The organism is Streptomyces sp. NPDC101490 (assembly GCF_044767145.1).
Taxonomy (GTDB): Bacteria; Actinomycetota; Actinomycetes; order Streptomycetales; family Streptomycetaceae; genus Streptomyces.
The window spans coordinates 479,025-491,830 of the sequence record NZ_JBIWNI010000001.1; the positions used below are offsets into that span (position 1 = coordinate 479,025).

The 12,806-nt window shown below is 70.8% G+C and carries 14 protein-coding genes; 9 read left to right on the top strand and 5 right to left on the bottom strand.

Going from position 1 to position 12,806, the window contains the following annotated elements:
- Window positions 1-104 precede the first annotated feature (104 nt).
- The 3 genes from ACIRQY_RS01985 (at window position 105) to ACIRQY_RS01995 (ending at window position 2,924) form a co-directional block, all read left to right on the top strand.
- Window positions 105-719 carry a hypothetical protein gene (locus tag ACIRQY_RS01985; protein ID WP_403921687.1) on the top strand — a complete coding sequence of 205 codons (615 nt, stop codon included), beginning with the start codon at window positions 105-107 and terminating at the stop codon, window positions 717-719.
- A gap of 782 nt (window positions 720-1,501) precedes the next feature.
- Window positions 1,502-1,900: a hypothetical protein gene (locus ACIRQY_RS01990; protein ID WP_403921688.1), complete on the top strand. Its 399-nt coding sequence runs from the start codon at window positions 1,502-1,504 to the stop codon at window positions 1,898-1,900.
- A gap of 430 nt (window positions 1,901-2,330) precedes the next feature.
- Window positions 2,331-2,924 (top strand): hypothetical protein, encoded by a 594-nt coding sequence (locus tag ACIRQY_RS01995; RefSeq protein WP_403921690.1) that lies wholly within the window; start codon window positions 2,331-2,333, stop codon window positions 2,922-2,924.
- A 251-nt stretch (window positions 2,925-3,175) separates the two neighbouring features.
- On the opposite strand, the gene ACIRQY_RS02000 is transcribed toward ACIRQY_RS01995, so the two are convergent.
- Both ACIRQY_RS02000 and ACIRQY_RS02005 read right to left on the bottom strand, forming a co-directional pair.
- On the bottom strand, window positions 3,176-3,412 hold the full coding sequence (locus ACIRQY_RS02000) for a hypothetical protein (protein ID WP_403921692.1): 237 nt from the start codon (window positions 3,410-3,412) through the stop codon (window positions 3,176-3,178).
- The gene (locus ACIRQY_RS02005; RefSeq protein ID WP_403921694.1) at window positions 3,412-3,579 is read right to left on the bottom strand and encodes a hypothetical protein; all 168 of its coding nucleotides are present in this window, start codon (window positions 3,577-3,579) and stop codon (window positions 3,412-3,414) included. Before ACIRQY_RS02005 ends, ACIRQY_RS02000 begins: the two co-directional genes overlap by 1 nt.
- Window positions 3,580-3,833: 254 nt before the next feature.
- Here ACIRQY_RS02005 and ACIRQY_RS02010 point away from each other — a divergent pair, with 254 nt between their 5' ends.
- The gene (locus tag ACIRQY_RS02010; RefSeq protein ID WP_403921696.1) at window positions 3,834-4,367 is read left to right on the top strand and encodes a hypothetical protein; all 534 of its coding nucleotides are present in this window, start codon (window positions 3,834-3,836) and stop codon (window positions 4,365-4,367) included.
- On the top strand, window positions 4,364-4,735 hold the full coding sequence (locus ACIRQY_RS02015; RefSeq protein WP_403921697.1) for a DUF721 domain-containing protein: 372 nt from the start codon (window positions 4,364-4,366) through the stop codon (window positions 4,733-4,735). The genes ACIRQY_RS02010 and ACIRQY_RS02015 overlap by 4 nt, the downstream gene beginning before the upstream one ends.
- A gap of 404 nt (window positions 4,736-5,139) precedes the next feature.
- Here the strand turns inward: ACIRQY_RS02015 and ACIRQY_RS02020 are convergent, their stop codons facing one another.
- The gene (locus tag ACIRQY_RS02020; protein WP_403921699.1) at window positions 5,140-5,685 is read right to left on the bottom strand and encodes a ferredoxin; all 546 of its coding nucleotides are present in this window, start codon (window positions 5,683-5,685) and stop codon (window positions 5,140-5,142) included.
- A 762-nt stretch (window positions 5,686-6,447) separates the two neighbouring features.
- Window positions 6,448-7,254 (bottom strand): hypothetical protein, encoded by an 807-nt coding sequence (locus ACIRQY_RS02025; RefSeq protein WP_403921701.1) that lies wholly within the window; start codon window positions 7,252-7,254, stop codon window positions 6,448-6,450.
- 301 nt (window positions 7,255-7,555) lie between these two features.
- On the opposite strand from ACIRQY_RS02025, the gene ACIRQY_RS02030 reads away from it, so the two are divergent.
- From ACIRQY_RS02030 to ACIRQY_RS02045, 4 genes are all read left to right on the top strand, one after another.
- Window positions 7,556-8,869 carry a DUF6348 family protein gene (locus tag ACIRQY_RS02030; RefSeq protein WP_403921703.1) on the top strand — a complete coding sequence of 438 codons (1,314 nt, stop codon included), beginning with the start codon at window positions 7,556-7,558 and terminating at the stop codon, window positions 8,867-8,869.
- Window positions 8,870-9,681: 812 nt separating this feature from the next.
- Window positions 9,682-10,536: a recombinase zinc beta ribbon domain-containing protein gene (locus ACIRQY_RS02035; protein ID WP_403921704.1), complete on the top strand. Its 855-nt coding sequence runs from the start codon at window positions 9,682-9,684 to the stop codon at window positions 10,534-10,536.
- Complete coding sequence (locus tag ACIRQY_RS02040) at window positions 10,533-11,015, top strand: transposase (protein ID WP_403921706.1); 483 nt, start codon at window positions 10,533-10,535, stop codon at window positions 11,013-11,015. The genes ACIRQY_RS02035 and ACIRQY_RS02040 overlap by 4 nt, the downstream gene beginning before the upstream one ends.
- A gap of 148 nt (window positions 11,016-11,163) precedes the next feature.
- Window positions 11,164-11,730 carry a hypothetical protein gene (locus tag ACIRQY_RS02045; protein ID WP_403921708.1) on the top strand — a complete coding sequence of 189 codons (567 nt, stop codon included), beginning with the start codon at window positions 11,164-11,166 and terminating at the stop codon, window positions 11,728-11,730.
- 28 nt (window positions 11,731-11,758) lie between these two features.
- On the opposite strand, the gene ACIRQY_RS02050 is transcribed toward ACIRQY_RS02045, so the two are convergent.
- Window positions 11,759-12,550, bottom strand: coding sequence for a polysaccharide deacetylase family protein (locus ACIRQY_RS02050; RefSeq protein ID WP_403921710.1), 792 nt, complete (start codon window positions 12,548-12,550; stop codon window positions 11,759-11,761).
- Window positions 12,551-12,806 lie beyond the last annotated feature (256 nt).

Below are 12,806 nucleotides of genomic sequence, written 5' to 3' on the forward strand. Positions count from 1 at the left end.
ACCTGTCCGAGCGCGACGGTGCCGGTGACCACCGCGGAACACCCCCGCGCGTGCGGGGAGCAGTAGGGCCCGGGGCGGTTGAACGGGCCTGTCAGGATGGGCCCGTGACGATGACTGCGGACGTGCGTACGGATCGCCTGCGGCACCGGACCTTCGGGCGGGTGCTGCTGGCCGGTGGAGTGGTGACGGGAGTCGGCTGCCTGGTCGGGCCCCGCCTCGCTGAGTCGACGGGACTGCTTGTCCTGACCGGCGCCTTCGAGTACCGGTGGCCGAGCTTTCTGGTGGCGGTCGCGCTGTTCGGCACGGCGGCCCGACTGCTGGCCCGGGGCGCGGTCCGGAGGTGGGTGCTTGCGGTGTGTGTGGTCGCGGCGGTGGCTGCTGTCTCGTTCAGGGTGGTCCTCTTCCCGATGCTGAGCGCCGGCTGGGAGGAGACGGGCCGGACGGCGGCCCCGGACGGCGTGAATCGGTACGTCGTGGTAGAGGAGGGCTCGGCCATGATCGACCCGCTGTGGCGGGTGTCGGTCGTGGACGGGTCTGGGCTCTCCGCGTTCCACTGGACCGTCGGCACCTTCAACGGTGACGCCGCCGACGGCGTACTGGCGGAGGTGGCCTGGTCGGGACCTGACTCCCTGGTCCTCACGACCGGGGAGGGCGAGGTGACGACCGTGCGCCTCGATCCGAGCAGCGGGAAGCCGGAGCGCAAACTGTCCGTCCCGTAGGGCCCGGTTCGCCGCCCGCACGAGCATCGGACCCGAGAGTGGGCAGGACGGGAGCCTCGGCGTCGCACTGACAAGCACAGCGGTCCCGGACCGGGTCGGTCCGGGACCGCCTACACCTCTCAGGGCAGGTCCGGACCGCTGCGCAGATACTCCTGCCGGGCGAGGACTCGGGCAGGGGCAGGGCGGCCATGGAGTGGGCAGTGTCGGTGAGGTAGGCGAAGCCGTCGGTGGCGGTGAGCTCGCGCAGCCGGACAGCGGTGGCGGCCACGCCGTGGTCCTCGCGGTCGCCGTGACGCGTCAGGTGCAGGATCCATCCCCACGCGCGCGGGGATGGATCCGGAGAGGACATCGGCCGCCCCACCCTCGACGGAGACCGCAGTGGTTCACCTCCGCCTGCGCGGAGAGTACGCCCGGGGCGGCGCCTTTCTGCGGCCGCCGGCGCTTCGGGCCCATCCGACTGGGAGCGCTGCCGGTGCTGCCCGACGCGGCGGCCGGCGCGTGCGCTGATTGGCGGGGCGCACTGTCCGGGGTGGGTGGTGTTCCGGTCGTGGGTGGTGGTGTGCGGGGCGTGCTCGCCGTCGGTCTGCGCCAGTGGGGCTTCGTACGGTTGTGAAGTCCGTCTGGGCTAGGGGGCGCGCTCCGGAGCGTGCTCGGCCTTCACTCACCCCCTGATTACACATTGTAGTGAAACTATTCAAACGTGAATGTGACATGTGCTTGTTCGTGCGATTTATTCCTTGACCGCCCATGAGGGGCGGATCATCCGATCGCAAGGAGTCACCATGTCGCCGAAGAGGGTTTCGCCCGAGGACACCAAGTCGCAGCCGGCCCCGGCCCCGGCCGCTCAGGCGCCTCAGCCGACGAGTCTGACGGCTGAGACCACGAAGGGCCAGCTCGCGGGCGGGCTGTCCGCGCGGGGCAGAGCGCGTCTGACCAGCAAGGGCAAGCCTGTGCCCTGGCAGGACATCGAGTGGTACGCCGGCAAGCGCGGTGAGAGCCTGGGCACCTCGCAGACCGACGCGAGGGGAATCGCCGAAATGGAAGGCGGCAGCATCAGCGGCATCTTCACCGCCATCCAGGGCGAGATCGGCGGGTACTCGGTCAGGTACCTGGGCAACGACGAGTACCTGCCCTCCGAGGCCCACGGACATATCGTCCCGCTGTTCGACATCGGCAGCTGACGCTCGGGTGCCGGCCGTGAGGCGAGGGCATCCGCTGTCCCCCTCACGGCGCGCGGCTACCGCACCTCCGACGGCGGCCGCCGTGCCGGTGGGCCCGCCGATCTGACCCGCCGGCGCGCTTTGCGCCGTCGTCGCTTCCACCCGTGATGCCCGCCGGGACGCCCTACACCCGCCCGCCCAGGCGTGAACAGCCGACGCGTTCCTAAGCCGGCCCTGGGCGGCACATCCAACCGCCGAAGGCGCCGCAACGCCATCGGCATCGCTGCCCACGCCCCCCCAGGGCGGCTCCCACGTGCGAGCCGCCCCGGGGATGCGCCCGACCCGAGCACCAGCCCGGCCACAGTTCCCGGCCCGCATGGGTGGAACCCGTCCCAACCGCCGCCCCTGCACCTGTGAAGCGGCGGCCCCCCCCGACACATGAAGGAATCACATGCACAAGCGCATGTCCGTCGGTGCCCTGCTGGGCGCCACCATCCTGGCCACCACCGCTGCCCTCACTCCTGCGGCGGCGGCCGGGAACCTCATCAAGAACGGCACCTTCAACGATCCGAACGCCCCGGCGGGAGGCTACGTAGAGTACGAGGACGGCGAGAACATCGGCCCGTGGCAGGTCGGAGCGCCCACCCCCCGCGGCGGGGTGACGCTGTACAGCCGCGCCCTCACCCAGTCCACCTACCAGGCCGTCGACATCGGACCGGGCACCCTCTCCCAGGACTTCGAAGCGGACCCCGGCTCCGTCGTCAGCGTCACCTGGAAGCACTCGCGCAACACTGACCCCGCGTGCGCCAAGGACATGGGCGACCAGTCCTACAGCGCCCAGGTCATCCCCCCGCCCAGCTCGGACCCCGTCGGCGACTCCTACACGCCCGTCGGACCCCGCTTCGCCCCGATCAGCAGAGCGCTCCAGGTCTACACCGGCAGCGAGGACCACTTCACCCTCGAATTCGACGGCCGGGCACCCGGCGGATGCGGCCCGCTGATCACCGATGTCGTCGCCAAGGTGATCGGCCACGCCCACTCCTGACGCCGCGGTACCCGCGAGGTCGCGAAGTCGCCGGAGACACCGCCCCCCTGACCTGCTGTGCAGGTTCGGCGGTGTACGGAGGGAGGCTCTCGCCTTCAGGCGGGTGCGCGCAGGGTGGGCAGCTCTCACGGCGCGCACCCTGCTGCGGCTGACGGTACCGACCGGTTTCAAGGAGGGCGGGCCTCGCCGCCTGGCGAGGCCCGCCCGCGGTCAGGCCGGTGTTTCGGCCTGACCTCCGTTCTCGACAGCGGTCAGGACGGTGGTGTGGAAGTCCTGGAGGGCGCCGTCGGGGACGGGGCGGGGCTGCCGGTGAGGGTGTACCACTCCTCGGCGCCGGTGTACTGGACGGCGACGTCGACGAGGCCGTCAGTGCGGTGGCTGGTGCACAGGGTGAGGTCTCCGGTGATGACGCCGACTTCGACGGTCATCGCGCCGCCGGGGCCGGCGGTGACCTCGTCCTGGCACACCGCCGGCTCCGGGCCGGTCATCAGCCGGCGTCGCAGGTGTCGAGGATCTCGTGCAGCGCGATCCGCTCGGTGGCGGTGACGTTGAGCTGGTAGGCGTGCTTCGCGTCGATCCAGGCCCGCGAGTAGGTGCACCAGTACGACCGCAGCGGCGGCGGCTCACCTCCGCTCGCGCGGAGCGCACGGACCACGCCAACCCGCCGGGCGGCCACGGCGGGTGCTCTCCGCGCGAGCGGAGGTGAGCCCGAGCGTGGCGGGTGCGGATCGCGATCGAGGTCGCCGACCTGATGGCTCGTCAGGCCGAGACCGGGAGCGGGAGGAGCGGGCCGCCGTCGAGCGGGAGGGGCGGCGGTCGAGGCGGCGGTCCGGCAGCGGGGACTGTGGCCGGAGCGGTCTGCTGGGCTGTGAGAGGCGTGCGGTCAGTGGCGGCAGGTCGAGGTCCTGATTGGCGAGGCCGGTCTCCTCGCGTCGGGCTGGTCGGCCGACCAGGCCGACGGCTGCCGTCGCCGCCGAGGTCCGTACGGCCATCGCGGATGCTATCGCCGCCGGGTGGGAGCAGTTCCAGCAGATCACCGACCCGGCTGAGTTGGAAGCGGCCGGCCCCGATGTCGTCGGGGACGCCGACGCGCACAACGCGTTCGTGGCCGCGGAGAGCGTGGCCGCAGAGGGCCGGCACGAGGCCCTGGCGATGCTCGGCCGCGGCGAGGAGGCCCAGGCCGAGGCCCGCCAGGCGTACGCCACCGAGCTCGCCAGGCCCTGGCACCAGGCCCTGCCCGACAGCGACGACGCCCAGCGCGCCGTGACCGGGGCCGCCGCGAAGGCTCAGACCCGCACCACCGAACACCTGCTCGCCGTGCGGCTGGAGCAGCTGCGCACCCAGGCCCGCCCCGAACCGGTCCGGCCCGCTGAGTGGTCGCAGCGCCTGCCCGAGCTCGCAGCCCGCCCGCTGGATAGCGAGATCCTGGAGGTGATCGCGTGACCGCCGCACCGGAGCTGTCCGGCGTCGACCTCGCCTGCCAGGCCCTCTTCGCCGCCCGCGAGGCGGCGAAGAAGAACGGCGCCCAGACGAAGAAGCCGAAGCGGCGTACCGGCACGACTCTGCGGCGGGACGACCGCGAGCCGCGCAGACTGGGCGCGGCAATCACGATGACGATGACCGAGCGCGGGTTGGTCGCCCCGGCCGCCGGCGGCAGCGTCCTGGCCCAGTGGGAGACCATCCTCACTGCGGCTGCACCCGAACTCGCCGGGCACGTCCGGGCCGTCGCGTACGACGAGGAGTCCGGCCGCCTGGACTTCGTCCCCGATGTCCCCGCGTACACCCCGCAGGCCCGCTGGTGCGTGCCGTAGCTGATCTCGGCCGCCAACGAGAGGGTGCCCGGCGTGAACATCAGGACTGTGCACGTCCTGGCGCCCGCCGTCCGCACCACCACCATGGCGACGTCCCCGGCGGCCGCCGACGGCCCAGCCCCGGGTCCGGTCGCACGGGCCGGGCCGGTGAAGACAAGGGAGACCGCATCGGCCGGCTACCGCCGCGCCCTCGAAGTCCACCGCGCGGTCGCCCCGCCCCGCCAGGGAGACCCGGCCCTGGCCACAGCCGTCGAACGCCAGGGACAGGCTCGCCGCGAACTCGCCGACCGCGCTTTCTCCTTCGACCGACGGCTTCGCCGCTCCCCGCGACGCGGCGAGGAACTGCGGGCGGTCGAAGGTCTTGAGGGTGGCGGTGAGGCCGGTGCGACCTGCACGCTCCGTACCTACGCGCCGAGCTCCGGCAGGCGCTCACCAGGGGCGGCTGGGCGGCCTTCGGACAGCCAGAACATGTAGTCGCGAAGGTACTCCGCAAGGCCGAGGTCCAGGTGGGCGAGGTACGCCCGTGCCCCCGCGGCGGTGTCCCGGAACTGCTCGCGCTCGGAAGCCGCCCACTCGCCCCACCCCACCCCTACAGCCCACTCCCGTGCTCTCCGGCGCTCACTCCACCAGTCCCGGACCAGCTCTGGGGTCCAGTGACGGTCACCGTCCCCTCCATACGCCCCGAAGGGGTCGCACTCCCCGGCGCATGTCAACTCGTGGACGCCGGCGACCTCGACCGGCTGACGGAAGACGAACTCGGTGCAGTACTCGTCCTCGTATGCGACATGCTCAGGTGCGCACAGCCTGCCGGTGAAGCAGTTGTCGGTGCCGGCCGTGTAGAAGGGGCCCGGGACGTTCCGCCAGTCCCTGTTCTCCCAGCCGTCGGGCGCGGGCCCGGACCAGTCGTGCCGCACAAGGCCGTCCTGCCACAGCGGATGAGGCGTGCCCACCAGGACACGGACAGACGGTATCGGATCCCAGTAAGCCATGATCCGCCAGGATGCCAGATCGCCGGTATGCAAGGCATCCTGGGTGCACATCCCCTCTCCCCCCGGCCCCACCATGCATCCACTCTCTGTCTGCTGGGAGCCGCCGCTACCGGGTTGGCGCATCCGGCGGACCCTTCGGACAGTTCTCGCGGAACAGAATCAGCAGAGTGACCTCCGATACCCGCACCGCCCAGCACCGAACGTAGGCCGCAGGGGCATAGGGATCAGGTACTCAGGGCGTGGTACTGGCGAGTGGAGTGCCCCATGTGCGGTGCGGTCGCCGGCCGGTCGTGCCGGACGTCCTCGGGCTACCCGACAGGTCACCACCGCTCCCGCCGGGATGCGGCTGGCGATCCCCCCTACCGGCAGCGGCGCGAGCAAGGCCCCGTCCAGGATCCCCTCCCGTCTCCTCTCCGGGCCTGGTGCTCGCCTCGTACGAGGCAAGCGCGGAGCTGGGGGTCGACAGGGCCGTCGCGGACGCGGTCGCGCTGGTCCGCCGGCTCCTGCCGCCGGGTCCTCGAGGAGGTCCGCGACCAGGGGAAGCAGGCCCAGCAGCGGGGTGACGGCCCCATGGCCCCAGGCGGTCGCAGCCCCGCCGGGATCACCGGGGCGGGCAGGCGGCCGTCGAGGCATGCGGCAAAGCCGACCGGTCGTGCCCGGTCGCGCTGCTCCAGGAGCTGGAGGTGTCCGATGACCTGACGGACCTGGGGGGCGGTGTGCTGTCTACCGGTCGTAGTCGGCGGGGCGGAAGTGCCAGATCTCGGTGGCCCAGTACTCGATGTCCTGGAGGCCCATGGGCGTGTCGTGGTTGTTGCCGGGGTTGTTGAGGATGCCGAGCTTGTCCGTGCCCCTGGCGGGGAAGTAGCGGACGAAGGAGCCCTTGGCCTGGTTGGAGCCGGGACCGCCGTCAGCGGCGGTGTGCCCGCCCTCGTCGATGGTGAAGGTCCCGGTGGTGGCGGGGTCGACCTCCCGGGCGACGAGTCCCCAGGGGGTGCCGTCCGCGGCGGTGTGCTCGACATGGGTGATCGCCATACCGGCCCAGCGGCCGTCGTCGACCATCAGATAGGAGGCCGGGCGGCCGTCCGCGGCGGTGAACCCGGCGGGGGCGAGGTGGAACAGGTTGAAGACGTCGGCGCCCTCCACGGGCGAGCCGGTCTCGTAGCGGTCCTCGGAGTTCGTGTAGAGCCAGGGTGCGCCGTTGACCTCCTTGAGGATCGCCTTCAGGCCCTGCGCCTGGTTCTTCCCCGCAAGGTTCTGGAGCTGGAAGGTGGCGCCGTCGTTCGGGTCGACGTGATAGTCGTTCGACCACAGGAAGCCGCAGCCCTGGATGAGCGCCTGGAAGAACAGCGACATGTACATCGCCCCCGCCGCCGGGTCGGAGAACGACTGGGCGTAGAACGCGTCCATCTCTGCCTGGAGCTGATCGCAGCCGCTGCCCTCCCCCGCGGACACAGAGAGCCGGGCGGAGCAGCCGCTGTCGAGGATCTTCTGCAGTTCGTCCTTGCGGACCTGGGGAACGGGCTGCGCCATACGGACAACTCCCTCGGTGAGGCTCCGGCCACGCTGCCCGGGGCCGGAGACACATCACATCCTCAGGCCCCCGCACACGGAAGGAACAGCCCGCAACCAGCCACGGAACACAAGGCGCCACCTCACAGACCTGGGCGTCGGCGGCCGGACGGCGAATGCTGCACGAAGAGCTTCATGACCGGCCGCGCCCTGGCGCGAGGACTTCGTCCTGGAGACCGTCCACCCTGTCCAGGCGCCCGGCACATCCGGAGGCCCAAGCCCGAGGGCTGCCCGTCCGGCTGGGCTCAGTACCATTTCACGGGTGTTCTGGATACGACGTCGTACGCGCAAAGAGGAGCCGCCGGCGAACCGGCTGCCCGACCTGGAGTTCCTCGCACTGGTGAGGTCCGGACTCGAAGAGTTCGCGCCCGGCGTGACGCAGGGCGCCCAGCTCAAGGGGAACTCGTTGATCAGCCCGAACGGCTGGGCCGTGGCCGTAGCCCCGCCGCACCATGGGGGCGGGGCCCACTACGACCTTGCCGCGCTACCGGACGTCGGTCTTCAGCCTGATGTGCCGCTCTTCATGGACTGCGTTGTGCCGGTGTCCACCGATCCACAGGACGCAGCGAACACGTGGGTGCGGACGGCAGGCGCATGCCTCCTGGAACTCCTCGACCGGCGCGAGCACTTCGCGGACCACGCGGGCCCCGACGACGAGCGCGGAGTGCCCGGCTGGCACGTGATCACGTCGGGAGCGGTCGGTCTCGGACACGACGTCGACGAGAACCGGCGGCTGCAGGACGCGCTGATGGAAGCGAATGTTCTGCACCGGATCGCGGACTCGTTCACCGCTGACCTGGAATCGCCGTTCTTCAACGGCGTCAAGGTCTTCTACGGCGGCAGCCCTGGCGCCATGCAGGCTGAGGTCCGCGTCAACGGCGAGCGCCACGAGGCCGCATCGTCAGCGATGGCGGCACTCGCGATGCCCGAGCCAACGACGTTCACGGCGGTTCGGCTCTATGCGCTGCTGCTTCCGGTACCGTCGAGCAGCGGCGAACCGAGCTACCCGACAGCCCGACTCGATCTCGCTCCCGCCTCCGTCCAGACCAACACCCACAACAACGGAACCGCCTGCGCCTGCGCCTGCGACGGCCACCTCGACCCGGAGCATCCCGGTTTCGACCTGGCCCTGCCGCACCTGATCGCCGAGCTCTCGGAGGAGGAGCGCAAGCGCCGCGTGACGTCGGCCAACGAGGCGATCATCACCGCGAAGGGCATCGGTAACTTCCTGAAGGTCCGCCTCCCGGTCCGTCTGGAGGACGGACGCACCGTGGTCTACCTCGCCTGGGTCTACCTCCAGGCAGCCGTGATCGCCGACTTCGTGCAGCGGATCCACAACGGCAACCTGGCCGACCACCGCTTCGAGGGCCTGCTGTGCAATGCCATCGGCCCCTGGGGCGAAGACGTCCTGCGCGCCCCCGTCGTCCTCGGCGGCCAACGGATCAACGAGGACGGCTCGGTCCGCCGCAGCGAGGTTCTGGAATCCAGCGACCCCCTGCTCAGCAAGGTACTGAGCGAGGACTGGCCCACCGCGTTCGTCCTCGGTGACCGCTTCCCCCACTCGCCGTCAGGCTGAGCGGCGAGGTCACCGACGGTCGTGATGTCGTATCGGGTGAGCGTCCGCGAGGCCGTGGGTCCGACGCCGGGGAGCGCTGCCGCCGTACCGGGCCGCAGGTGTACCACGAAGTCGCACGCGGTTGCGGGCAGCACGGCGGCCATCGCCACGACCGACCGCATCATCTGATCCCCCGGCCGCGCCCCCGAAACACGATGACGAGGAGGCCGCCCGCATCACCGCGCAGGCCCGCCGGGAGGCTGGCGCCCGCCGGGCGGTGGACGACGTCCGCACCCTGGCCGAGCAACTGGACTGCGCCGACTGCGCCGAGTCGACGGACAGGCGGCTTGGGTACCCGGCACAGAAGCACGCGGTGCACCCTTCCCCGGTGTACACGCTGCTCGGCGACACCCCCGCCGCCCACCGGGCGCAGGACGGCGCCCTGGCCCTGACGACCTCGCCGTCGGTGATGCCCCGCGCTCTGATCGCCATGGACACCGCGGCGTGCCCGCGAGCCGACGGGAACCCCCGGCGCGGCCGCCGCGATGGCGGCCGCCGTCTACGACCGGCTGCCGCCCGCCTACCGGACCGGACCGGCCCGGTTCACTCCCGCGCCCAACTGCTCCACCAGCACCCCCATGCGGGGGCGGGGCCCAACTCGGGCTCGAGTCCGGCGGCGCACCTGTCCGGTGTCCACGACCCATCTCGCGCACTGGGTGGGGGCAAGGGCGAACCGCTCAGGCCGTGGACGAGTGCACCTGCTCTGGCAGCTGTGCAACCCTCCATGAGGCCGAGGTGTTGCGTCAGGGGCACGGCGGCTCGTCGTCTATCACGTGGGCAGCTGGGACAGGGCGGCGCTCACGCTCAACGCCGAAGGCCTGATGACCCGCTCGGGCAAGCCGTGGTCCGGCGACAACCTCCGGGCCAAGCTGAGATGGCAGGAACTCCTGGAGCCCAAGGTGATCTGGCCCAACCCCGCCAACGCCAAGCGCAGCAGGCATCGCGGCGTGACGCTGGGCGTCGATGGGAACTCCGCCTTCGGCGAGACCATCGAGATCCCCCTGCCGGCGATCTTCTCCTTCGAGGAGGTCATGGAGCTGAAGTGGGTCACGGTCACCCGCCCTCCGGTGACCAGGGGGCGCACGTACACGCTGTCCCGGCGCCCTGAGAGCCCCTGCGGGAAGCACTACACCGGCGGAGGCGGAGCCGAGCGGGAATACCGCTGCTCCGGCAAGAAGCCGGAGTACGCAGGCGCTCCGCGCTGCTCCTGCCCCAGCATGGATGCCGAGGCGGTTGAGGCGTACGTCTGGGACCAGATCCGCGCCATGCTGGGCGACACCAAGCGCCTGCGCCACCTCGCCTCCCTCCAGGCGACGAGGCACGCCGGAAGCAAGGTGGACTACGAGAAGCGGATCGCTGACTTCGAGCGGCAGATCGAGGAGCAGCAGGAGTCGATGGATCTGGCCATGACCGTGGCCGCCCGCCAGGCGGCCCGCAAGGGTCTCGGCAGAGCCGAGGCCGAGGCGCATGTGGAGCGCGCCGTACGGCGGCTTGAAGCGGAGCTTGCCGAGACGGAGAAGCTGCTCGCCGAGACCCGGCAGTGGCAGGCGGAGGCCGCGGCAACGGAAGGTCGGGCCAATGACATCGAGGCCCTGGCCGAATTGGCACATATCCACATATCCACATGACTCAGGCCGACGTCGAGGGTCAGGCCGGATATATCGAGATGCTGGACATCAGGGCGAAGGTCGTCGGCCAGCCGATCACGCGGAAGGCCGGGCGCAAGTGCTCGGTCGGCCAGTGGTTCGCCGACCGCAACAGACTCGTTCCCGAACTGACCGACGAGGCATGGGAGCGGGTGGCCCCGCTGATGACGGGCCACTGGGGCGTGGATCCGAGGCGGATGCTTGATGGCATCCTCCATAAGGCGCGCTCCGGTTCCAGCTGGCCCGAGATCTTCGCTCGGTTCGAGTCCCGGTCGGTGAAGACCTACGGGGACCGCTGGCGGACGAACGGCCGCTGGGAGGCCGTCATGGCGGTCCTCTCTGCCGAGGGGGACGCCGTACACGCGGAGCCTTCACAGGTGCCGCTCCTGGAGATCGAGGGGGCGATCAAGCCAGCCCTCCTTGTTGGCTCCGATCACGCGATGCTCGAACGTTGCGCTTGAGTTTCGTTGCCACGTCACCGACCCCAGAACCACCAACGGCGGCCGGTCGAACGGTTTTCCGGATCTCGTGGAGGGTGTGGCCCGTGGCTGCCTGGTCGTCGCACACCGGCAACGGCTCGTTGTCAGTGCGCTCCGCTAGCCTCAGCGCATGTCACTCACCGTTGATCAGCTGACCGGGTACGTGGAACGGGACCTGGACGCCGACGTGGCGCGCTGGTTCGCCGAGGCCCCACGGGCCGTCGTGCCCACCGGGACCCGTCCGGTCGCACCCTTCCTGGCCAGGCTCCCGCACGATGCCGCCGTCGCGCTGGCCGGGTTCGACCGCCGGGTCCGCGAGGGGACCCTGCCCGACGTCCTCGACATCGCGGACTGGTCGTACGCCTTCGACTTCAAGGCCAACGACTGCCGCATCCTCGACTCCGACTACGACACGGAACTCTCCGACGACGACGTGTGGTCCGTCGGTGCCGACGGCGGCGGCAACTACTTCGTCGTGCTCACGAACGGCAGGGTCGCGGTCTGGTTCCACGAGGAGGAAGTCATCGAGGAGGGAACGCAGTTCGACAGCGTCGACGTGTTCGTGTGGACGATGGTCCGCTACCATGCGGTCCGGGCGGGAGCCCTCGGCCTGAGCGCGGTCGAGGCGGATTTCCGCGCGCTCGGCCAGCCCGGTGTCCTCGACCCGGAGATCGGCCTCCTGGCCCGTCTGGCCTGAGGGCGGGGGAGCGCCACGGCGGACGGCCTCAGCGCACCGGGAAGCCGAACGAGTAGCCCTGCTCCCTGAGCCAGGGGAGGAGACGGCGCAGGGCCTCGACGGTCTGGGTGCGGTCGCCGCCGGCGTCGTGGAACAGGATCGTCGGCCCGTTCCGCAACTGCTTCTTCACGGTGGCGACGATGGCGTCCGCACCGGGACGCTCGAAGTCCTTGGTGTCCACGTTCCAGCCCAGCGGGCGCATCCCCCGGGAAGCGGCGACCTCGCGGCTGTACGGGGTGAAGGCCCCGCCGGGAGCCCGGTAGTACATCGGGCGCACGCCCCCGGACGCTTCGGTGATCATGCGCTCGGCGTCGAGTATCTGCTGCTTCTGGTACGCCTGGGAGTCCTTGTCCATCGCGGTGTTGTGCGACACCGTGTGGTCGCAGAGCCGGTGCCCTTCCGCGACCACCTTCTTCACGAGGTCCGGGTGGGCCTTCGCCTGGGTCCCGACCATGCAGAAGGTGGCCTTCACCCGGTACGTGCGCAGCAGGTCGAGCACGCGCGGGGTCCACACGGGGTCGGGGCCGTCGTCGATGGTGATGTTGACTCCGCGCGGCCCCGCCTCCGAGGCGTGCGCGATGGTCACCGAGACCGGCTTCGCGGCCTTGTCCGACGTGGTCGGTGCGGCTGGTGCGGCAGGGGTGGAGGTCTTCGGCGCGGGGGCTTCCGCCGGATCTGCCTGCGCGGTCCACAGAGAGGCGCCGGTGGCGAGCACCACCACTCCGACTGCCGCCCCGAGCACCTTGCCGTACCAACCACGCCCGTTGCCGTGCCGCGTCATGTCCGTCCCTCTCGCCCTGTTCCACGTCGTCCCCCGGTCACCTGCGACCACTCGGCAGGACGAGACACCGGAACGATCGGATGCCTCCGTTACGGATCGCGGACATATTCGAGAGCATTTCCGGACAACTGATCGAAGGCTACGCCGTGCCACGGGTCCCCACAGCGGTGAAACAGGCCATGAGCGCCGGGACGTACGGCCCGGGAGGGAGAGGACGTACGGCCTGGGCGCCAGGGACGTACGGCCCCGTTTGGCT